The 20,840-nt window shown below is 72.5% G+C and carries 18 protein-coding genes; 5 read left to right on the top strand and 13 right to left on the bottom strand.

Annotated features, from left to right (window positions below; translation table 11 throughout):
- Nucleotide 1 precedes the first annotated feature (1 nt).
- The 5 genes from ACZ462_RS27410 to ACZ462_RS27390 all read right to left on the bottom strand — a co-directional run bounded on the left by ACZ462_RS27410 (nt 2) and on the right by ACZ462_RS27390 (nt 5,140).
- Nucleotides 2-1,945, bottom strand: coding sequence for an acyl-CoA dehydrogenase family protein (locus tag ACZ462_RS27410; RefSeq protein ID WP_467807389.1), 1,944 nt, complete (start codon nt 1,943-1,945; stop codon nt 2-4).
- Between the two features lie 677 nt (nt 1,946-2,622).
- The gene (locus ACZ462_RS27405) at nt 2,623-3,165 is read right to left on the bottom strand and encodes an NUDIX hydrolase (RefSeq protein WP_467807390.1); all 543 of its coding nucleotides are present in this window, start codon (nt 3,163-3,165) and stop codon (nt 2,623-2,625) included.
- Nucleotides 3,166-3,174: 9 nt separating this feature from the next.
- A complete protein-coding gene (locus tag ACZ462_RS27400) occupies nt 3,175-4,299 on the bottom strand; it encodes a Rossmann-fold NAD(P)-binding domain-containing protein (protein ID WP_467807391.1) in 1,125 nt (374 codons plus the stop codon).
- On the bottom strand, nt 4,209-4,730 hold the full coding sequence (locus ACZ462_RS27395; RefSeq protein WP_467807392.1) for a hypothetical protein: 522 nt from the start codon (nt 4,728-4,730) through the stop codon (nt 4,209-4,211). Before ACZ462_RS27395 ends, ACZ462_RS27400 begins: the two co-directional genes overlap by 91 nt.
- Nucleotides 4,730-5,140: a hypothetical protein gene (locus tag ACZ462_RS27390; RefSeq protein ID WP_467807394.1), complete on the bottom strand. Its 411-nt coding sequence runs from the start codon at nt 5,138-5,140 to the stop codon at nt 4,730-4,732. The genes ACZ462_RS27395 and ACZ462_RS27390 overlap by 1 nt, the downstream gene beginning before the upstream one ends.
- A gap of 119 nt (nt 5,141-5,259) precedes the next feature.
- On the opposite strand from ACZ462_RS27390, the gene ACZ462_RS27385 reads away from it, so the two are divergent.
- The 3 genes from ACZ462_RS27385 to ACZ462_RS27375 are packed head-to-tail and all read left to right on the top strand — an operon-like array spanning nt 5,260 to nt 7,752.
- On the top strand, nt 5,260-6,321 hold the full coding sequence (locus ACZ462_RS27385; RefSeq protein ID WP_467807395.1) for a helix-turn-helix domain-containing protein: 1,062 nt from the start codon (nt 5,260-5,262) through the stop codon (nt 6,319-6,321).
- A gap of 8 nt (nt 6,322-6,329) precedes the next feature.
- Nucleotides 6,330-7,019, top strand: coding sequence for a YdcF family protein (locus ACZ462_RS27380; RefSeq protein ID WP_467807396.1), 690 nt, complete (start codon nt 6,330-6,332; stop codon nt 7,017-7,019).
- 19 nt (nt 7,020-7,038) lie between these two features.
- Nucleotides 7,039-7,752 carry a WbqC family protein gene (locus tag ACZ462_RS27375; protein WP_467807398.1) on the top strand — a complete coding sequence of 238 codons (714 nt, stop codon included), beginning with the start codon at nt 7,039-7,041 and terminating at the stop codon, nt 7,750-7,752.
- A 167-nt stretch (nt 7,753-7,919) separates the two neighbouring features.
- Here the strand turns inward: ACZ462_RS27375 and ACZ462_RS27370 are convergent, their stop codons facing one another.
- The 3 genes from ACZ462_RS27370 to ACZ462_RS27360 all read right to left on the bottom strand — a co-directional run bounded on the left by ACZ462_RS27370 (nt 7,920) and on the right by ACZ462_RS27360 (nt 13,347).
- On the bottom strand, nt 7,920-9,365 hold the full coding sequence (locus ACZ462_RS27370) for an aldehyde dehydrogenase family protein (RefSeq protein WP_467807399.1): 1,446 nt from the start codon (nt 9,363-9,365) through the stop codon (nt 7,920-7,922).
- A 138-nt stretch (nt 9,366-9,503) separates the two neighbouring features.
- Nucleotides 9,504-11,084 (bottom strand): PucR family transcriptional regulator, encoded by a 1,581-nt coding sequence (locus ACZ462_RS27365; RefSeq protein ID WP_467807401.1) that lies wholly within the window; start codon nt 11,082-11,084, stop codon nt 9,504-9,506.
- Between the two features lie 124 nt (nt 11,085-11,208).
- On the bottom strand, nt 11,209-13,347 hold the full coding sequence (locus ACZ462_RS27360) for an ATP-binding protein (protein WP_467807402.1): 2,139 nt from the start codon (nt 13,345-13,347) through the stop codon (nt 11,209-11,211).
- A 247-nt stretch (nt 13,348-13,594) separates the two neighbouring features.
- Here ACZ462_RS27360 and gabT point away from each other — a divergent pair, with 247 nt between their 5' ends.
- Both gabT and ACZ462_RS27350 read left to right on the top strand, forming a co-directional pair.
- On the top strand, nt 13,595-14,929 hold the full coding sequence (gene gabT / locus ACZ462_RS27355) for a 4-aminobutyrate--2-oxoglutarate transaminase (RefSeq protein ID WP_467807403.1): 1,335 nt from the start codon (nt 13,595-13,597) through the stop codon (nt 14,927-14,929).
- Between the two features lie 169 nt (nt 14,930-15,098).
- Nucleotides 15,099-15,965, top strand: a complete 867-nt coding sequence (locus tag ACZ462_RS27350) for a phosphatase PAP2 family protein (protein ID WP_467807404.1) — start codon at nt 15,099-15,101, stop codon at nt 15,963-15,965.
- Here the strand turns inward: ACZ462_RS27350 and ACZ462_RS27345 are convergent.
- The 5 genes from ACZ462_RS27345 to ACZ462_RS27325 form a co-directional block, all read right to left on the bottom strand.
- Nucleotides 15,877-16,353, bottom strand: coding sequence for a bifunctional DNA primase/polymerase (locus tag ACZ462_RS27345; RefSeq protein ID WP_467807406.1), 477 nt, complete (start codon nt 16,351-16,353; stop codon nt 15,877-15,879). The genes ACZ462_RS27350 and ACZ462_RS27345 overlap by 89 nt on opposite strands.
- A gap of 135 nt (nt 16,354-16,488) precedes the next feature.
- Nucleotides 16,489-17,907 carry an NAD(P)/FAD-dependent oxidoreductase gene (locus ACZ462_RS27340; RefSeq protein ID WP_467807407.1) on the bottom strand — a complete coding sequence of 473 codons (1,419 nt, stop codon included), beginning with the start codon at nt 17,905-17,907 and terminating at the stop codon, nt 16,489-16,491.
- A 21-nt stretch (nt 17,908-17,928) separates the two neighbouring features.
- Nucleotides 17,929-18,723 carry an ABC transporter permease gene (locus ACZ462_RS27335; protein WP_467807409.1) on the bottom strand — a complete coding sequence of 265 codons (795 nt, stop codon included), beginning with the start codon at nt 18,721-18,723 and terminating at the stop codon, nt 17,929-17,931.
- Nucleotides 18,723-19,652, bottom strand: a complete 930-nt coding sequence (locus ACZ462_RS27330) for an ABC transporter permease (protein WP_467807410.1) — start codon at nt 19,650-19,652, stop codon at nt 18,723-18,725. The genes ACZ462_RS27335 and ACZ462_RS27330 overlap by 1 nt, the downstream gene beginning before the upstream one ends.
- Nucleotides 19,649-20,800: an ABC transporter ATP-binding protein gene (locus ACZ462_RS27325; RefSeq protein WP_467807411.1), complete on the bottom strand. Its 1,152-nt coding sequence runs from the start codon at nt 20,798-20,800 to the stop codon at nt 19,649-19,651. The genes ACZ462_RS27330 and ACZ462_RS27325 overlap by 4 nt, the downstream gene beginning before the upstream one ends.
- Nucleotides 20,801-20,840 lie beyond the last annotated feature (40 nt).

The following is a 20,840-nucleotide window of genomic DNA, read 5'->3' as shown; positions in this document are numbered from 1 at the left end:
GTCAGCGGAAGGGGCGGTGCACGTTCTCGCGGGCGGAGGGGCCGGGGGCGGCGTCGGCGATCCACGGGCCGTCGCCGGAGGGGTCGTAGGCGCCCTCCTCCAGCCAGGTGTAGGTGCCGGAGAGGACCCCCTCGACGACCTTGCGGTCGAGGTCGTCGGTGTTGCTCCACAGCCGTCCGAACAGCTCCTCGACGCGGATGCGGGACTGCCGGCAGAAGGCGTCGGCGAGCTGGTAGGCCTCGCGGCCGTGGTCGCCGGCGGCCCGCAGGTGCTCGGCGCGGACGCAGGCCGCGCTCATGGCGAACAGCTCGGCCCCGATGTCGACGACGCGGCCGAGGAAGCCCTGCTTGGTCTCCATGCGGCCCTGCCAGCGGGACATGGCGTAGAAGGTGGAGCGGGCGAGTTTGCGGGCGCTGCGCTCGACGTAGCGCAGGTGGGTGGCGAGGTCGGGGTGTCCGGAGGGGTGGAACTCCCGGTAGGTGCCCGGGACCTGTCCGGCGCCGGCGGCGAGCCGGGGCAGCCAGCGGGCGTAGAAGCCGGCCGCGCGGGCGCCCGCCTTGGCCTTGTCGCCGAGGTCCTTGTCGGGGTCGATGAGGTCGCCGGCGACGGAGAGGTGGGCGTCGACGGCCTCGCGGGCGATGAGGAGGTGCATGATCTCGGTGGATCCCTCGAAGATCCGGTTGATGCGCAGGTCCCGCAGCATCTGCTCGGCGGGTACGGCGCGCTCGCCGCGGGCGGCGAGGGAGTCGGCGGTCTCGAAGCCGCGGCCGCCCCGGATCTGGACCAGCTCGTCGGCCATGAGGCAGGCCATCTCCGAGCCGTAGAGCTTGGCGAGGGCGGCTTCGATGCGGATGTCGTTGCGGTCCTCGTCGGCCATCTGGGAGGCGAGGTCGACGACGGCCTCCAGCGCGAAGGTGGTCGCCGCAATGAAGGCGATCTTGGAGCCGACGGCCTCGTGGCGACCGACGGGGCGGCCCCACTGCTCGCGTACGCCGGACCACTCGCGTGCGATCTTCAGGCACCACTTGCCGGCGCCGACGCACATGGCGGGCAGGGACAGCCGCCCGGTGTTGAGGGTGGTCAGCGCGATCTTCAGGCCGGAGCCCTCGGCGCCGATGCGGTTGGCGGCGGGCACGCGGACCCGGTGGAAGCGGGTGACGCCGTTCTCCAGGCCGCGCAGGCCCATGAAGGCGTTGCGGTGCTCGACGGTGATGCCGGGCGAGTCGGCCTCCACGACGAAGGCGGTGATGCCGCCGCGGTGGTTCTCCGACTTCGGGACGCGCGCCATGACGACGAGCAGGTCGGCGACGACGCCGTTGGTGGTCCACAGCTTCACGCCGTCGAGGACGTAGGCGTCGTCGCCGTCGGGGACGGCGGTGGTCGCCAGGCGCGCCGGGTCGGAGCCGACGTCGGGCTCCGTGAGGAGGAAGGCGCTGATGGCGGTGGTCGCGCAGCGCGGCAGGAACGCTTCCTTCTGCTCCTGGGTGCCGAACATCTTGAGCGGCTGTGGCACGCCGATGGACTGGTGCGCGGAGAGCAGGGCGCCGATGGCCGGGCTGGCGGTGCCGACGAGGGCGAGGGCCTTGTTGTAGTACACCTGGGTCAGGCCGAGGCCCCCGTACTTGGGGTCGATCTTCATGCCGAGGGCGCCGAGCTCCTTGAGCCCGCGCACGGTCTCGTCGGGGATCTTCGCCTCGCGCTCGATGCGGGCGCCGTCGATGCGGGTCTCGCAGAAGGTGCGCAGCCGGGCGAGGAAGGCCTCGCCGCGCCTGACGTCCTCGTCGGCGGGCTGCGGGTGCGGATGGATCAGGTCGAGCCGGAACCTGCCGAGGAAGAGCTCCTTGGCGAAGCTCGGTTTGCGCCAGTCCTGTTCCCTGGCCGCCTCCGCGACCTGCCTGGCCTCGCGCTCGGTCACCTTGGGCTGTGCGGGCTGTGTTGCGGACATGCGGGGGCTCACCTCGCCGCCGAAGTGGGGACGCTACCGGTGGGTGCTGCCTGTGAGTCGTACCCCCGGAAGCCCCCCGGGAAAAGCCGGAACCCCCCACCCGGGCGATTCCCCCCGCCAAACGGCCGCCCGCACCGCCCCGACGGCGGCGCGGGACGGCCGGGAAAAGGGGGACGGCCGGAGCCCCCGCACAGTAGCCCTGTTGGGTGCCGCTGACCTGCGGCTTCTCTCTCACCTGCGCAAATGCCCAGCGTTTCGGCCCGCACCTTCACCCATCAGGCCGCATCCACCCGATCCGTGTTCCCGCGGGAACACACTCCGGGAACACGCGAGACTCGCAGGCGCCCTTTCGGTGACTATGACGACCGCCTGGTAACCGCCCCTTGCAGGACGGCACCGGACCCCGATGCGCTGGAGACCGGTACACGCCAAGGCCTCGCTCCGCTCCCGGACTTCCACGGCTCGGTGGTCAGGCTGTGGCCCCCGTCGGGCGAAGTCCTGGACTGGCCGTCCCCGTACTACTTCGACAGCGAGTCCATAAAAGGCCTCGCGGCCCGGATCAACGACAACCGTGAAGTCGTTCAGATGAGGTCACCTTCACCGAGGCTGTCCGCGAACCCAGGCCGTCTGGTCCCACCCCTACCGCGTAGGTCGGGACCAGGCCGCTCAGGCATGCTTCAGCGCAGGGCTTCGAGAACGCGCGTGCGCAGAGTCTCGTTCTCGATTTCGTATGCGTAGCGCCAGGCCGCCGCCGTGACCTCCTCTTCCTGGAGCTCGACCGCGTCGGAGTGCGTGCGGAAGAGGAAGCGGAAGTCGAAGTGGCGGTGGCTCGGCTCGTCCTTGGCCGGGTTGGCGGGGATGTGGTGGGCGTCGATGTGGAGGGGGCTGCGGCCGGCCGGGATCACCACCGAGGCCGAGATGCCGGTCTCCTCGGTGAGCTCGCGCTGTGCGGCCTCAAGGAGGCTGCTGTCCTGCGGCTCCAAGTGGCCGCCGGGGAGCAGCCAGCGGTTCAGCGCGCGGTGCTTGATCAGAAGCACGCGGCCGGCGGGGTCGGCAAGAATCGCTCCAGCAGTGAGGTGGCCGTCGAAGGTCTTGCGACTGGTGACGTCGCGGCCTGCGTCGAGGAGTTCACCGACGGGCGCGAGGCGCCACTTCTCGTCGGGATGGGCGTGGAGGTACTCGTCGAGCGTCTCGCGGATGTGGTCAGGCTTGATGGGCAAGGCGTCTCCTCAGTGGTGGAAGTGGTCGAGCCAGGTCGCGGCGATGGCGGCGCGGTCGGTGGGGCTGATCTCGTGCATGCCGGGCTCCAGGCCGCCGCGGGCGAGGGCGGCGGAAGCGGCGAGTATCTCGGCCTGGACGAGGAAGATGAACGGGCCCACGCTGGCGCCGTGCAGGAAGTTGACGGCGTTGCCGCCGTTGAGCAGGTCGAAGTGGTGCTCGGCGGTCAGATAGCGGGTGACGTGCTCGCCGACGTGGACGCGCTGGTAGATGGGCGCCAGCCCGGCGAGCTCGAGCTCGTCCTCACTGCTGGTCACCGTGGCGACGTAGGCGCCGGAACGCAGCCGCGGGAAGTCCTGGCCTCGGAGTGCCAGGGAGCCGGTGGCACACAGGACGAGTCCGGCCTCGGCGAGGCCGGCATCGCGGTCGGCTGTCACCGCGAAGCCTTGTGAGAGGGCCTGGGTGCGCTTGACGGGGTCGATGTCATGGACGGTGACCTGTACGCCCTTGCCGTGGAGCAGGCGGGCGATGCTGGAGCCGAGCTTGCCGAAGCCGATCACGAGGGCAGACCGGCCGATCATGATGTCGCCACGGGAGCGCATGAGCGCCTCGGTCGAGAAGACGATCGACTGTCCGACGAGGTAGTCCTCGGGGTCCTTCAGCGGCGAGCGGGCCACGGAGACGACGGGACAGGGCAGCTTGTCGAGTTCGGCGTACCGGCGGTGGCCGTTCTCCGTGTCCTCGACGACGCCGATGATCTGGCCGGAGAAGCGGTCACAAAGCGCGCCGAGCGTGTGCGCGAAGTAGCCGCCGACATCGAGCAGCACGACCGGCCGGCCTGCGGCGCGCGCCTCCAGGAAGCCGAGCGCCCGGTCGGGGTCGGCGAACAGCTCGCGTGACAGTTCGGCGCAGCCGTACCCGTCGTCCTCGATCTGGCGCAGGGCGTGCGGGTCGACCGACTTCGGCTTGGGCAGGACGGTCCGCAGGTCGGTGACCGTGCCCACGCCGCGCACGAAGGCGGGCCTCTCGGGCAGCACGTGCGTGATCAGGACCGAGGCAGGGCGCTCAGCAGGCGTGAAGCGGCTGGCGATGCGCTCGAAGTAGTTGTCGAGACGGGCACGTTCCAGGGTGTCCATGGCGGTGTCTCCTCCAGTACGGCGGTGAGGTGGCGTACGGGATCGGCTTGCAGTGGCTCCAGGGCACCGCGGAGAGCAGCGGGGCCGGTGAGCGTCTCGTCGTCGGGCAGCTCGCACCATCCGCCGGTGTGGCCGTCCGAGCAGGTCGGGTCCGGTGCAACGAGCCAGGAACCGGTGCCGAGCAGGTGCACGGGCAGGTCCTGCCACAGGTCGCCGCTCCCGGTGGGTACGGCGAAGTACAGGCGCTGACTCAGGCGGTCGTACAGCACCGGGCCGAGTTCCTCCCCGGCGGCCCGGAGCCGGGCGAGTGCGAGGAGGCCGGTCTCTGCCGGTACCCGCACCACGTCCCAGTCCTGGCCGAGAGGAAGGAGGCGGAGATCGGGGAGCTTGTCGACGTGGGCCGCGCTCCTCAGAGCGTCGCGGAATGACATCAGACCCCTCCCCGTTGCCGGACGACCGACCGGGCCCCGGCTGGGCGCTCCCTCCCCAGTCGGGGGCTGCTTCCGCGGACGGCGATCAGGGAGGCCCCGGCCTCCTCAATGCGGCGCTCGCGCTCGGCGGCGAGCCCCGTGGGCCCCAGGTGGCTGCGCGAAGGCACGACCACGCCATACGTGTCGGCCAGGGCGAGGACGTCGAGGAGGCCGACGAGGGCCGGGGCAAGCGGGTTCGTGGTCGCCTCGCGCTCGGTGAAGACGCCATGCAGCGTCAACTCGTGCTGGAGGCAGTATTCGGCGAGGGAGTCGACCAGGGCCGTGTGGCGGGCCGCCGAGCCAGTCGTATGGCGCAGGTAGCCGTAGACGCGGACCTCACCGACCTCGCGGTGTTCCGTGATGGGTTCCATGCACTGAGCGTCCCGGTGACTGAACGGCCTCGAAATGACCGTCTGTTGTACTTCCGTTGCACTTCCCGCCCCTCGCGCGCGCTCGGCGTGCTTCGATACGCGGCGGAGGGAGGCAGCCCGTGGTCAGCGTGCAGCAATGGACCGGCCGAGAGGCCAAAGCACTGCGCTCGGCACTCCGGATGAGCACCCGCGCCTTCGCCGAGCACCTGGGCGTGGCGCTGCGCACCGTGGCCAAGTGGGAGAAGCACGGTGCGGACACCCACCCGCGCCCCGACACACAGGCCATCCTCGACACTGCCCTCGCCCGGGCCGACGAGGCTGCGCACGCACGCTTCGAGGAGGCATTGCACGGCCGGCGGACCGCCCCGTCCGTGGATCACGAGGCATGGACGGAGGACATCGACCGTGCCATCGTCTGCCTCAGTCACCAGCGCTTCACCTTCGCCTCGGACCTGCTGAGCAGGTGGCTTAGCCGCCACGAGCCACGCGGCCTCGACGACAAGGGCGCCTACCTCTACGGCCGCTCCCTCGTCCTCCTCGGGGACTTACAGCGCGACCAGGGCGCCATCCTCGGTCCGCTCTCCGCGCGCCACTCCTACCTGCGCGCGCACCGCTTGTTCCACGACCTGGCCATCCCGCGACGCACGGCACAGATCGAACTCTCCCTCGCCGTGGTCACGGAGATGGCCGGGCAGCTCGAAGCCTCGGCACGCCAGTACGAGCAGTTGGCCACTGACGACCGTCTCAGCCACCGCGACCGGGCCCGCGCCCGCCTCTGGGTGGGCACAGCCCTCAGCAAGCACGGCGAGAACGAGTACGCCACCAAGGTCATGCGTTCCGCGATCAGGGACTTCGAGGAGCTGGGCGAGCCCGAGGACTGGTCGGTCGCCCACCAGAAGCTCGCCTTGGCGCATCGCGGGGCCGCTGAGCTCGGTGAGGCGCTGCACTACATCGACATCGCCCGCTCGACCGGATCCGTCGACTCCCCCATGCAGCGCGTCCGGCTGGACACCGCGTACTCGCACATCCTTCTGTCCGACCCAGCCACCCGCGATGATGGGTTGACCGTCCTCGACGACGCGGCGCGCATGGCCTCCCAGCACGGCCTGAGCCACCAGCTCCGCAGCATCGGGGGAATCCGGCGGTCGTACGAAGACCCGCGGACCCTCGTGTCGAGGTGAAGGCAACGATGATCGAGGGAGTCCCCGTGCCGGACCATGCAGAGCGCACCATCACCGACGAGCAGTGGAACGACGCCGTGCTGATCTGGCGCTATCACCAGATGGGCCACGAGGTACGCCCCTGCTCGGCGGCCATCGGCCTGGGCAGCCATGATCTCGGTGTCGCCACCGCCACCGCCGACCTCTATGGGGCCGGCCTGTTCCCCGTCGTCGTCTTCAGCGGCGGAAACAGCCCGACCACAGCGGTCCGCTTCCCCCGCGGCGAGGCAGTCCACTACCGCGAGCACGCCCTCGACTTGGGCGTGCCCGACGAGGCGATCTTGCTGGAGACCGAGGCCGGGAACACCGGCCAGAACATCACGCTGTCCCGAGAGGTGTTGCGCGAGGCTGGCGTGGAGGTGGAGTCGCTGCTCCTGATCTCCAAGCCGTACATGGAGCGCCGCTCGTACGCCACGTGCCGCAAGCTCTGGCCGGAGGTCGAGGTCGTCTGTGCCTCCGAGCCGCTGGAGTTCGACGACTACATCAAGTCCATCGGCGACGAGAAGCTCGTCGTAGACATGCTCGTGGGCGACTTGCAACGGGTCATCGAGTACCCGGCGCTCGGCTTCGCCGTCGAGCAGGACGTACCGGGGGATGTCCATGACGCGTACGAGCGCCTCCTGCGCGCCGGTTTCGACAGCAGGCTCATCAGTTCCTGACGCCGCTCCTCCGTGGGCAGTGTGCTCGATCCACCAGCCGAACTTCTTCCCACGGCTGTCCACGCTGGCGAAGCTGTTTGCATCGGATGTGTGGATCGTCCTGGACGACGTCCAGTTCGCCCGCCGGGACTACCAGCACCGGGCCCGGCTGGCCGCCATGGCAGACCCTGGCGACAGACGGTGGCTGTCCCTGGCCACCCACCTGCCGCAGGGGCGCAACACGCTGATCCGCGATGCGCGGCTTGCCGATCCCGAACGCTGCCGACGGCGGGTCCAGCAGCTCACCCACCAGGCGTACGGGCGGAGCTCGAACTGGCCCGCCGTAAGGGCGGTCGTGGACCGGGCGCTGGAGGAATTCAACTCCACGAAGCGGACGGCTGCTGTGGCGGAGGCATCGACGTTGGCGCTTCTGGCGGCCTTGGGGTGGTCCGGGACGGCCGTCCGCAGCAGTGCACTGACCGCTCGCACCGGCCGATCCACGCGCCTCGCGGACCTCACCGCGGCAGCGCACTGCAGGACGTACCTGTGCGGCCGCGGCGGCATGCGCTACGTCGAGCACCGTGCCTTCTCGGACGTCGACGTGGCCGTCGTGCCTTTCCTGCCACCGGAGAGGTCGGGGCCGCCGTGGGAGCATGCGCAATCCATCAGCGCCCTGTGGGCCTTGGCAGCGGTGGGCGCTCGTGGAGTGCGCCAAGAGTTGCAGGACGCTGCTTCCCGCGCGCGTGAGGCGTAGCAACCGGTCGCGGAAGCACGCTCACCTTGGCCAAGACCGCTGAGCCGGTGTCCCCACGCGTTCGGGAGATTCAGCCAAGATGCGACTGTTTTCGCAGGTCAGATGGGCTAAAGGGGGACGGCCGGAGCCCCCGCACAGTGGGCTCCGGCCGTCGGTTCTCGGGGGCGTCAGAGGGCCAGGTTCGTCAGGACCAGGACGCGCTCGTAGGTGTAGTCGTCCATCGCGTAGCGGACGCCCTCGCGGCCGACGCCGGACTGCTTGACGCCGCCGTACGGCATCTGGTCGGCACGGTAGGACGGGGCGTCGCCGATGACCACGCCGCCGACCTCCAGCTCGCGGTGGGCGCGGAAGGCGGTCTGGACGTCGTGGGTGAAGACGCCGGTCTGGAGGCCGAACTTCGAGTCGTTGACCTTGGCGAAGGCCTCGTCGGTGTTTTCGACGCGGTGCAGGGTCAGGACCGGGCCGAAGACCTCCTCGCAGGCGAGGGTCACGCCGTCGGGCAGGTCGGCGAGGACCGTCGGCTCGTACGAGGCGCCCTCGCGCTTGCCGCCGGTGAGCAGCTTGGCGCCGGCGGCGACGGCCTCGTCGACCCAGGACTCGACGCGCTTGGCGGCGTCCTCGGAGACGAGCGGGCCGACGTCGGTGGCGTCGTCGGACGGGTCGCCGGTGACCTGCGCCTGCACCTGGGCGACGACCTTCTCGACGAGGCGGTCGTAGACGGAGGCGTCGGCGATCACGCGCTGCACGGAGATGCAGGACTGGCCGGCCTGGTAGTTCGAGAAGGTCGCGATGCGGGTCGCGGCCCAGTCGAGGTCGGCGTCGGAGGACCAGTCGGCGAGGACGACGGCCGCGGCGTTGCCGCCGAGCTCCAGGGTGCAGTGCTTGTGCGGCACGGACTGCTGGATGGCGTAGCCGACCTTGTCGGAGCCGGTGAAGGAGATGACGGGCAGGCGGTCGTCCTGGACCAGGGCCGGCATCTTGTCGTTGGCGACGGGCAGCACGGACCAGGAGCCGGCCGGCAGGTCGGTCTCGGCCAGCAGCTCGCCGAGGATCAGGCCGGACAGCGGGGTGGCGGGGGCCGGCTTGAGGATGATCGGCGCGCCGACGGCGATGGCCGGGGCGACCTTGTGGGCGCACAGGTTCAGCGGGAAGTTGAACGGGGCGATGCCGAGGACCGGGCCCTTGACGAAGCGGCGGGTCAGGGCCAGGCGGCCGGTGCCGCCGGCGTCGGTGTCGAGGCGCTGGGCCTCGCCGCCGTTGAAGCGGCGGGCTTCCTCGGCCGCGAAGCGGAAGACGGATACCGCACGGCCGACCTCGCCGCGGGCCCACTTGACGGGCTTGCCGTTCTCGGCGGAGATCAGCTGGGCGATCTCCTCTGTGCGCTCGGCGAGGCGCTTGGAGACGTGGTCCAGGGCGGCCGCCCGGACGTGGGCGGGGGTCGCGGAGAACTCCGCCGTCACGGCGTACGCCGCGGCCACGGCCTCTTCGACCTGCGCGTCGGTGGGGACGCTGACGGTGCCGACGAGGCGGCCGTCCCACGGGTTGTGGACGTCGAAGCTGTCCTCGCCGGTGGCCTGGCGGCCGGCGAGCCAGAAGGCGTGGGTGGAAGTCATGCGAATCCCGGCCCTTCGGATGTGTGCGGATCCTTGTCCACACCACCGTAGGTGTCGGGGCCCGATCCGCGGCTTGTCCGCCGTGGAGTACCCGGCTGCCGCGGCACGCCGCTTTGTCGGTTTTCAGGCGGGGCCGGGCTACGCGGGGGCGGAGCCGGCCTTGAGGGCGAGCCACAGCTCCATGCGGACGTCCGGGTCGTCGAGGGAGCGGCCGAGGATCTCCTCGACGCGCCGCATCCGGTAGCGCAGGGTGTGCCGGTGCACGCCGAGGTCGGCGGCGGCGGCGTCCCACTGCCCGTGCCGGGAGAGCCACGCCTGCAGGGAGGCCACGAGATCGCCGCGGCCCTTCTCGTCGTGTTCGCGCAGGGCCCGCAGGGTGCCGTCGGCGAAGGCCCGTACGGCCTCGTCGGCGAGCAGCGGCAGCACCGACCCGGCCGCGAGGTCCTCGTGCTCCACCAGAAGGCGGCCGCGCCGCCGGGCCACGGCCAGCGCCTGGTCGGCCTGCTTGAGGGCCGCCGCGACGGCCGCGGCGCCGGCGGGCGCGGACATCCCGACCACCGGCTCGTCGGGCTCGGGCCCGGCGGCGTCCCGGCCTCGCCGGGCCTCCAGCGCCTCGGCGTGCCCGGTGCAGGCCTGTACGGCGGCGCCGCCGTCGGCGGCGAGGACGGTGAGGCGGCCGGGCTCGGGCACCAGCAGCAGGGACTCGCCGGCGCGGGCGGCCGCGGACTCCACGGTGTCGGCGAGGAGGGCGAGCCCCTCGGGCCGGGCGGTGCCGGGCAGGGCGGGCTCGGCGACGACGATCCGGAACGGCGCGTCCAGCAGCGTGCCGTACAGGTCGCCGGCCACGGTACGGGCGTGGTCCGCCTCCCCCGCCAGCAGCATCCGCAGGACGGCCGCCCCCAGCCGGGACTCGGCGTCGTGCAGGGACCGGGACCGCTCGGTGGTCAGGGTCAGCAGGGCGACCGCCGAGTGGACGGCGTACCGCTCGGCCGTGCCCAGCGGGGCGCCGGTGCCGACGGCCAGGGCGCCGCGGGCCCGGCGGCCCGTGCCGAGCGACTGCAGCTCGACGCGGTCCTCCGCGCCGCCCACGACGGCGCTGGCGGGGGCGGGGCGCTCGCGCAGCCGCTCCACGTCGGGGGTGAGCCGGGCGGCGCGCCGGGCGGCCCACTCGGGTGCGGCGGCGACGACGGCGCCCGAGGTGTCGTACAGGGCTGCCCAGCCGTGCACGTGCGCGGCGAGCCGGGCCAGCAGCTCGGCGGGCCCGTCAGCGGTGAGCGCGGCCCGGGTCAGCTCGCGCTGCGCCTCGAAGCCGGCGGTGACGGCCCGGTACTGGTCGGCGGCGAGGGCGGCGGAGACGGCCTTGCTGATGGCGAGGAACGGGGTCCTGCGGGGCACCTCCAGCAGCGGCAGGTCCTCGGCGCGGGCGGCGTCGACGAGCGCCTGCGGGATCTCCTCGTGGTTCACGCCGACGGCGAAGCCGATGCCGACGACGCCGGCCGCGGCGAGGCGGCGCACGTAGCGGCGCATCTCCTGCGGGTCCGCCGCGTCGAGCTTCATCGCGGTGGTCAGCAGCAGCTCCCCGCCCTCCATGTAGGGGACGGGGTCGGCGAGCTCGCTGACGTGCGCCCAGCGCACGGGCGTGTCCAGGCGCCCCTCCCCGGCCCGGACGCCGAGCTTGAGCGCCGAGTGCTGGACGAGGGAGGCGAGGGTGAGCGGCATCGGGATCCAGGCAGTGGGGGTGGCGGAGGGGGGCGCCGGGGCGGGCGGGGCCGCAGGGGGCGCGCGGGATTTCGCCGCGCCGTATGAACGGCCCTTCTGATTCTGCCACCCCGTACGGGTCCGCTCAGCCCGTGCCCTCCAGCCGGACCAGCAGCGGGGCCGCCCGCTCCCCGCGGACCGTCGTCAGCGAGAGCACGGCGTGGCCGGGCGGGACGGAGTGCGCGAGGTCGGAGGCGGACCAGCGCTCCCGCTCGACCTGCCGGACGGTGACGGCGTCGGTCGTCACGGCCTTGCCGGTGACGAGCTTGCGGAAGGCGTGCACGGCGCGGGTCAGCGGCTGGTCGGCGAAGACGGTGCGGTGGGTGACGTCCCGCGCCTCCACCCATTCGGTGCCCCACGCCTCGGCGAAGCGCCTGCCGTCCCAGGTGGTGACGCCGGAGAACGCCATCCGGCAGCCGACGGCCCCGAGCAGCGGGGTCCGCAGCGCCTCGGGGACGTCGTCGAGCGTGCGCAGCGCCAGCAGGACGCCGGCGTTGGCGGTGCGCAGCCGCTGGAGGCTGCGCACGCTCTGCGGGGTCAGGGTGTGGGAGGCGTCGTCGACGGCGAGGAACGCGAACAGCGACCGGTCGGTGCGGGCTTCCGCGCAGGCGGTGAACTGGGCGAGGACCAGCCGGGCGAGGATGCGGGAGGCGTCGGCGTGCCCGCGCTCGGGGAGGTCGATGCGGACGCGCAGCGGGTGCTCCAGGCTGCGCAGCGAGAAGGGCCGGCTGCGGCCGCTCGTGTCGAAGAACCCGTCGAAGGCGGGCCGGTCCAGCAGCGCCGCGCGGTCGGCGAGGGCGGGGCCGGGGTCGCCGGGGGTGCCCTGCTGGCGGTCGCGGGCGTCGAGCTCGCGGATCATGGCGTGCGCTCCGGCGGCTTCGAGGGCGGAGCGCAGGGCGTCGAGGCGGGCGGGCACCCGGTCCAGCAGTTCGCGCAGCTCGGGCACGGCCGGGAAGCGGCCGTACGCGGTCCGGAAGGGGCCGAGCAGCTGGGCGAGGGCGGTGGCGGCGCGGCGGACCTCCAGGCCGGGGATGTCCCCGGTGAAGGCCTCGGCGAGGAGCCCGGCGGCCTCGTCGGGGTCGGTGGTGCCCCCGTAGAGGTCGAGGTCGTGGACCGAGGCGGGGTCGCCGACCCGGACGACCACGTCGAAGCCGTCGTCCGGGCCCAGCCGGGTCCCGGCGGCGGCGACGGCGACCACGGCCGCCTGGCCGGCGAGGGCCTGGAGGGCGAGGGACTCCACGACGGGCCGGACGAGCAGGGCGGTCTTCCCGGCGCCGGAGGGGCCGACGGCGAGCAGCGAGGTGCCGAGGACGGCGGGGTCGAGGGCGAGGCGCGTGCCGCGGCGCGCGTACGGGTTGCGGGTCCCGGGGTCGGCGGTGCCGAGCAGGACCTGCCGGGCGAGGAGGTCGTGGCGGGCGGCGCGGACGGGCAGGTCGCGGGCCCCGGACGGGTGCAGGCAGGCGGCGGCGCCCTTGCCGCGGACGGCTCCGGCGAAGGCGGTGGCGCGCGCGGGGTCGGCGCGTACGGAGTCCCAGGCGCGCCGGATCCGGGTGTGGTCGACGTCGTTCATCCGGCCGGAGGCCGCTTCGGCGGCGAGGAGGTCGGCGAGGTCGCCGAGGCCGGCCCGGCGCAGTTCGGGCCAGGCGGCGGGGTCGTCGGGGCCGCCGGGTCCGGGCCGGTCGGGGAGCCGGGTCCGGTCGGTGCGGGCGGCGCCGCCGCTGAGGACGCGGCGGGCCAGTTCGGGCCAGCGGCCGAGCCGTCCGAAACCGACGGTCAGCATCAGGGCGACCGCGGTGTACCAGGTGTAGGCGGCGACGACGGCCGGCACCGTGCCGGCCCAGGAGTCGGGCGTGAACATGTAGAGCGGCCAGAGCCAGAAGCCGCCCAGGTAGCCGTTCCAGAGGAGGGACCACAGCAGCAGTCCGGCGAGGAGGGAGATGAGGGCGCCGGACACCAGCTGGCGGGTCGGGGTCGGCTCCGGCTCCTCGGCGGGGCGGGGCACATGCCCGTACGCCCACACGCCGGGCCCGTCGAAGACGCGGGGGGTGCGCAGCCAGTCGGCGAGGGCGGGGCCGCCGCCGGGGGCGTGCGCGGGGCGGGGCGGGGCGGCGGGCGGCACGGGGGGCGGTCCTGCGGGCTTGGGCACCTGCCCGCCAGGGGCGCGGCCGGCGGTGTGCGGCGCCCGTCCCTCGCCGGTGCCGTGCGGCGTGCCGTCGGTGTCCATGAAACCCCTGCCCCCTGCCCGTTTCCTGTGCTGCGTCGCTCAATGTAGTTGCCCGGCGGCGGCCGCGGGCCGGTACCGGCCGGTGTCGCGGCGGGGTTACGGCGCGCCGCGCCGCCTCCCTCCTATGGCCGCTGCGGACAAGGACACGGGCGGACCACTCCCGAACGGAGCATGCTTTACCCCCTTCCCCGGGCCTAGCCTGCGGACAAAGACACAAGTGCGTCCGAAAACACCCCCAGGAGCCCCCATGACTGCTGTTCCGCAGGAGCGCAAGCTCGTCACCGCGATCCCCGGCCCGAAGTCGCAGGAGCTTCAGGCCCGCCGCCTGGACGCGGTGGCCGGCGGCGTGGGTTCGGTGCTTCCCGTCTTCACCAAGCGCCTGGACGGCGGCATCCTCGAGGACGTCGACGGCAACCGCCTGATCGACTTCGGCTCCGGCATCGCGGTGACCTCGGTCGGCGGCTCCGCCGAGGCCGTCGTGCGCCGTGCCGCCGCGCAGCTCGCGGACTTCACCCACACCTGTTTCATGGTCACCCCGTACGAGGGCTACGTGGAGGTCTGCGAGGCGCTGGCCGAGCTGACCCCGGGCGACCACGCGAAGAAGTCCGCGCTGTTCAACTCCGGCGCCGAGGCCGTCGAGAACGCCGTCAAGATCGCGCGTGCGTACACCAAGCGCCAGGCCGTCGTCGTCTTCGACCACGGCTACCACGGCCGCACCAACCTCACCATGGCGCTGACCGCGAAGAACATGCCGTACAAGCACGGCTTCGGTCCGTTCGCCCCCGAGGTCTACCGCGTGCCGGTCGCCTACGGCTACCGCTGGCCCACCGGCGCCGAGAACTGCGGCCCCGAGGCCGCCGCCCAGGCGATCGACCAGATCACCAAGCAGATCGGCGCCGAGAACGTCGCCGCGATCATCATCGAGCCGGTCCTCGGCGAGGGCGGCTTCATCGAGCCCGCCAAGGGCTTCCTGCCCGCGATCGTGGAGTTCGCCAACGCCAACGGCATCGTCTTCGTCGCGGACGAGATCCAGTCCGGCTTCTGCCGCACCGGCCAGTGGTTCGCGTGCGAGGACGAGGGCATCGTCCCGGACCTGATCACCACCGCCAAGGGCATCGCGGGCGGCCTGCCGCTCGCCGCGGTGACCGGCCGCGCCGAGATCATGGACGCCGCGCACCCGGGCGGCCTCGGCGGCACGTACGGCGGCAACCCGGTGGCCTGCGCCGGTGCGCTCGGCTCCATCGAGACCATGAAGGAGCTCGACCTCAACGCCAAGGCGAAGGAGATCGAGTCCCTCATGAAGGCGCGGCTGTCCGCGATGCAGGAGAAGTACGAGATCATCGGCGACATCCGCGGCCGCGGCGCCATGATCGCCATCGAGCTGGTCAAGGACCCCGCGTCCAAGGCGCCGAACCCGGAGGCCGCCGCGGCGCTCGCCAAGGCCTGCCACGCCGAGGGCGTCATCGTCCTCACCTGCGGCACCTACGGCAACGTGCTCCGCTTCCTGCCGCCGCTGGTCATCGGCGAGGATCTGCTGAACGAGGGCCTGGACGTCATCGAGGCCGCGTTCGCGACCGTCTGAGCGACCCTCTGGGCGGCCGCCCGAGCGGCCGCCTGAGCGAACTTCCGAACACGCGCTCGCAAGGATACCGCCGGTAACCGGCGGGCGCTGTGAAGAAGATGTGGGGGGCCGATGGCAGGACCGCGATCCTGCTGTCGGTCCCCTTTCCGCTGCCGTACGGTTTCTGCAGATGAGTGAGACACCCCGCTCCCGGGATTCCGGGAGCGACACCGGTACCGGGCTTCCCCAGCGCCGCACCGGGCCTGCGTTCGCGCACACTCCTCACCGATCGGACGGCCGACCGCCCCACACCCCCCGGGGCGCCCGGCAAACCGGTCCGGCCGGCCGTCCCGGAACCATCCCCCCTGTTCCGGGACGGCCGGCCACCACCTCCTTCCCGCTCCGCTCCTTCCTCCTCCTCTCCGGGGCACTTGTCGGGCTCGCCGTGGCGACCTGGCAGGTGCTGGCCTCCGGCCCGCTGCTCGGTCCGGACGGGCGGATCAGCGCCGCGGTGGTGCGCACCGTCCCCGACGCCGTCACCGAGCGGCTCTCCGACCTGGGCAACGTGCCCGTGGCCGTGCCCGTCCTCGTGCTGGCGGCGGCGTACGCGCTGCGCCGCGGCAACCGGTCCGGCGCCCTGGCGGCCGCCCTCGCCATGGCCCTGGTGCCGGCCCTCGTCGTCCCGCTGAAGGTGTGGACCGCCCGCCCCGGACCGCTGGAGCCGTGGGCCGCCGGCTACTTCCCCTCCGGCCACACGGCCACCTCCGCGGTCGCCTACGGGGGTGCGGCCCTGCTGCTGCGCCCGTACGCCCGCCGGCCGTGGCCGGTGCTGGCAGCTCTGGCGCTCACGGCAGCCACGGCAGCGGGCCTCGTCCTGCGCGGGTTCCACTGGCCGCTGGACGTGCTGGCGTCCCTCCTGCTGTGCGTGCCGCTGCTGTTCGCCGTCGAGCGGGCCGTCGCACGGGGGCTCAGGCGGGGCGGCCCGCCGCCCCCTCCCCGGCCGCGCGGGCGGCCGCGGCCTCGTGCATGGCGAGCTCCAGAACCGCCGGATCGTTGAGCCTCCCGCGGCCGTCCGGCACCACCAGCCAGTGCCCGGCGGCACCCGGCGCCCGGCCGGGGTGGGGGACGACGACCCAGCTGCCCCGCCCGGCGCCGCGCACGCCGGTGGCGAGCCAGTGCGAGGCCGTCCCGGCGGGCACGAAGAAGCCCAGCCTGGTGCAGCCCGGGCCGGCGAGCACCGGGCCGGGCGTCTCGCGCAGCCGCCCCAGGACGGCGAGGGCGGCCCGGCCGAGCCCGCCGGGCAGGACCAGCACGTCCCAGTGCCGGCCCGCGGGCAGCAGGGCGACCCCGTCGGGGCTGCGCTCCCACTCCCACCGGCAGGCCTGCGGATCCCCGGCCGCCGAGACGAGCCATTCCACCGCGGCTTTGACATCCGAGCCCCGCATCGCACGGCCTCCGTTCCCTGTGGGTGAGGGTTCCTCACCCGGAGAGAGCGCGGCCGGCGCCTGGGATGACGCGGGTTCCACCGCCCCGGTGGAGTGAACCGGCCACTCCACGGGGGCAGGCGGCGGAGCCCGCCGTCAGCTGTCGAAGCCGAGGCCGAAGCGGTCGAGGGTCTTCAGCCACAGGTTGCGGCGGCCGCCGCGGGCGTCGGCCCGCGCCAGGGACCACTTGGTCAGCGTGATCCCGGTCCAGGCGAACGGCTCCGGCGGGAACGGCATCGGCTTCGACCGCACCATCTCCAGCCGGGTGCGCTCGGTGCGCGCGCCGTCGAGGAGGTCCAGCATCACGTCGGCGCCGAAGCGGGTGGCGCCGACGCCGAGGCCGGTGTAGCCGGCCGCGTAGGCGACCCTGCCGGAGTGCGCGGTGCCGAAGAACGCGGAGAAGCGGGAGCAGGTGTCGATCGCCCCGCCCCAGGCGTGGCTGAAGCGGACGCCCTCCAGCTGCGGGAAGGCCGTGAAGAAGTGCTGCGCCAGCTTGAGGTAGGTCTCGGGCCGGTGGTCGTACTCGGAGTCCAGGCGCCCCTTGTACGGGTAGACGGCGTCGTAGCCGCCCCACAGGATCCGGTGGTCCGGGGTGATGCGGAAGTAGTGGAACTGGTTGGCGCTGTCGCCCATGCCCTGGCGCTTCCGCCAGCCGATGGCCAGCAGCTGGTCGGCGGTGAGCGGCTCGGTCATGAGGGCGTAGTCGTAGACGGGGACCGTGAACGGCCGGATCCGCCGGACCAGGGAGGGGAAGATGTTGGTGCCGAGCGCGACCCGCCGGGCGAAGATCCGCCCGTACGGGGTGCGGACGGCCATCCCGGCGCCGGAGGCGCCCAGCGACAGGCCGCGGGTGTTCTCGTAGATGCGCACGCCGAGGCCGAGGCAGGCCTGCTTGAGGCCCCAGGCGAGGCGGGCGGGGTTCAGCATGGCGACGCCGTCGGTGTCCCACAGGCCGGCGAGGAAGGTCGGGGAGTCGACCTCGGCGCGCAGGGCGTCGCGGTCGAGCCAGCGCATGCCGTCCGCGAGGCCGAGCTTCTCGGCCTCCTGGTGGAGTTCGCGCAGCTCCTCGACCTGGTGGGGTTCGGTGGCCACGTCGATCTCGCCGGTGCGCTCGAAGTCGCAGTCGATGCCGTAGCGGGTGATCGCCGCCTCGATCTCGTCGAGGTTGCGGGCGCCCAGCTCCTCCAGCTTCGCGAGTTCGCCGGGCCAGCGGGCCAGGCCGTTGGCGAAGCCGTGGGTGAGGGAGGCGGCGCAGAAGCCGCCGTTGCGTCCGGAGGCGGCCCAGCCCGCCTCCTTCGACTCGATGAGGACGACGTCCCGGGCGGGGTCGCGCTCCTTGGCGATCAGCGCCGTCCACAGGCCGCTGTAGCCCCCGCCGATGACGAGCAGGTCGCAGGCCTCGTCGGAGGTCAGGGCCGGCTGTGCGGGGGGCTTGCCGGGGTCGTCCAGCCAGTACGAGACCGGCAGTGCTTCGGAAAGGGATTGTGCAACGCTTCGCATGGCGACTGGGGCCATGTCTTCCAACTCCCTACAGAGTTACTTGGGCTGTGCCTTCTTGCGGCGGTTGCCGACGATCTGGGCGGCGAGGACCACCAGCACCGCGATGACGAACATCGCCGTGCCGATGACGTTGATCTGCACGGGCGTACCGCGCTGGGCCGAGCCCCACACGAACATGGGGAAGGTGACGGTGTTGCCCGAGTTGAAATTGGTGATGATGAAGTCGTCGAAGGAGAGGGCGAAGGACAGCAGCGCGCCCGCGGCGATGCCCGGCGCAGCGATCGGCAGCGTGACCCGCAGGAAGGTCTGCACGGGGCTCGCGTAGAGGTCGCGGGCGGCCTCCTCCAGCCGGGGGTCCATCGACAGCACGCGCGCCTTGACGGCGGCGACGACGAAGCTGAGGCAGAACATGACGTGGGCGATCAGGATCGTCCAGAAGCCCAGCTCGACGCCCATGTTGAGGAACAGGGCGAGCAGCGAGGCGGCCATGACGATCTCGGGCATGGCCATCGGCATGAAGATCAGCGAGTTGACCGCGCCGCGCGCCCGGAACCGGTAGCGGACCAGCGCGAAGGCGATGGCGGTGCCGAGCAGGGTCGCGCCGAGCGTGGCCCACAGGGCGATCTGGAGGGACAGGGCGAGGGAGCCGCACAGGTCGGCGACCCCGCAGGGGTCCTTCCAGGCGTCGAGGGAGAACTCCTGCCAGGCGTAGTTGAAGCGCCCGGAGGGGTTGTTGAAGGAGAAGACGGTGACGACGACGTTCGGCAGGACCAGGTAGGCCAGGGTCAGGAGGCCGAGGACGGTGACGAGGTTGCGGCGGAGCCAACGCATCAGACCAGGTCCTCCGTCCCCGCGCGGCGGATGTAGATGGTGACCATGACCAGGACGGCGGCCATGAGGATGAAGGACAGCGCTGCGGCCGTCGGGTAGTCGAGGATCCGCAGGTACTGGGACTGGATGACGTTGCCGATCATCCGGGTGTCCGTCGAGCCGAGCAGCTCGGCGTTGACGTAGTCGCCGCTCGCGGGGATGAAGGTGAGCAGGGTCCCTGAGACGACGCCCGGCATCGACAGCGGGAAGGTGACCTTCCGGAAGGTCGTCGCGGGAGTGGCGTACAGGTCGCCGGCTGCTTCGTGCAGGCGCGGGTCGATGCGCTCCAGCGAGGTGTACAGCGGCAGGATCATGAAGGGCAGGAAGTTGTACGTCAGGCCGCAGACCACCGCGAGCGGGGTGGCGAGCACGCGCTCGCCCTGGGTCAGGCCGAGCCAGCTGGTGACGTCGAGGAAGCCCACGCTGTTGAGGACGGCGACGACGGGCCCGCCGTCGGCCAGGATCGTCTTCCAGGCCAGGGTGCGGATCAGGAAGCTGGTGAAGAACGGCGCGATGACCAGCACCAGCAGCAGGTTGCGCCAGCGGCCCGCCTTGAACGCGATCAGGTAGGCCAGCGGGTAGCCGAGGAGCAGGCACAGCAGGGTCGCGGTGCCGGCGTACAGCAGGGAGCGCAGGAACTGGGGGTAGTACTCGGTGAGGGCGTCCCAGTAGGTGCGGAAGTGCCAGGTGACCTCGAAGCCCTCTTCGAGGGAGCCGGTCTGCACCGAGGTGGAGGCCTGGTAGGCCATCGGCAGCACGAAGAAGACGAGCAGCCACAGGAGGCCGGGCAGCAGCAGCCAGTACGGGACGAGCCGCTTGCGCAGCGAGGGCCGGTGGACGGGTGGGTCGGCCGGGGCGGGGGCCTCGGGCGGCGCCGCGGTGGCGGTCATGCGCCCTCCTCGACCGTCTCGACGCCCGCGTCGATGTCCTGCGCGGCGTCCAGTCCGAAGGTGTGCTCCGGGTTCCAGTGCAGGACGACCTCGGCGCCGGGGACCAGGCGGGCGTCGCGCTCGACGTTCTGCACGTACACCTCCAGCTCCGGGCAGACGGGGCTGTCGATGACGAACTGCGTGGACACGCCGATGAAGGAGGAGTCGGCGATCCGCCCGGCGACCTTGTTCCGGCCGGCCGCGACGGCCCCCTCCTCGGCGGCGGGCACCAGGGAGATCTTCTCGGGGCGCACCCCGACCAGGAGCCGGCCGCCGGCCTTCGGGGCGGTCGAGCAGCGGGCCCGGGGCAGCCGGAGCGCGGTGCCCGCCGACGCGACGGTGACGTCGGTGCCGCCGGCCTCCAGGACCTCGGCCTCGATGAGGTTGGAGGTGCCGAGGAAGTTCGCGACGAACGTGGTGCGCGGGTTCTCGTACAGCTCGGCGGGGGCGCCCATCTGCTCGACGCGGCCGCCGTTCATCACCGCGACGGTGTCGGCCATGGTCATGGCCTCCTCCTGGTCGTGGGTGACGTGCACGAAGGTGATGCCGACCTCGGTCTGGATCCGCTTGAGCTCCAGCTGCATCTGCCGGCGCAGCTTGAGGTCGAGGGCGCCGAGGGGCTCGTCGAGGAGGAGCACCTGGGGATGGTTGATGAGCGCGCGGGCGACGGCGACGCGCTGCTGCTGGCCGCCGGAGAGCTGGTGCGGCTTGCGCTGGGCGAACTGGCCGAGCTCGACGAGTTCCAGCATGTCCTCGACCTGCTTCTTGACGGACTTGATGCCGCGGCGGCGCAGCCCGAAGGCGACGTTCTCGTGGATGCTCAGGTGCGGGAAGAGGGCGTAGCTCTGGAAGACCGTGTTCACGGGGCGCTTGTACGGGGGCAGCTGCGTGACCTCGCGGTCGCCCAGGTGGACGGTTCCGGTGGAGGGCTCCTCCAGGCCGGCGATCATCCGCAGGGTGGTGGTCTTCCCGCAGCCGGAGGCGCCGAGCAGGGCGAAGAAGGAGCCCTGCGGGATGGTCAGGTCCAGGGGGTGCACGGCCGTGAAGGTGCCGTAGTGCTTGCTGATCCCGGCGAGGCGGACATCTCCGCCCGCGGTCTTGTCAGTCATGGGTCGCGGCCTTCGGTGGTGGTGTTCGTCGGAAGAGGGC

The sequence above is a fragment of the Streptomyces sp. NPDC031121 genome (assembly GCF_055570615.1).
Note: the sequence above shows the minus strand (reverse complement) of the source record. Positions and strands in the feature narration are given on the sequence as shown.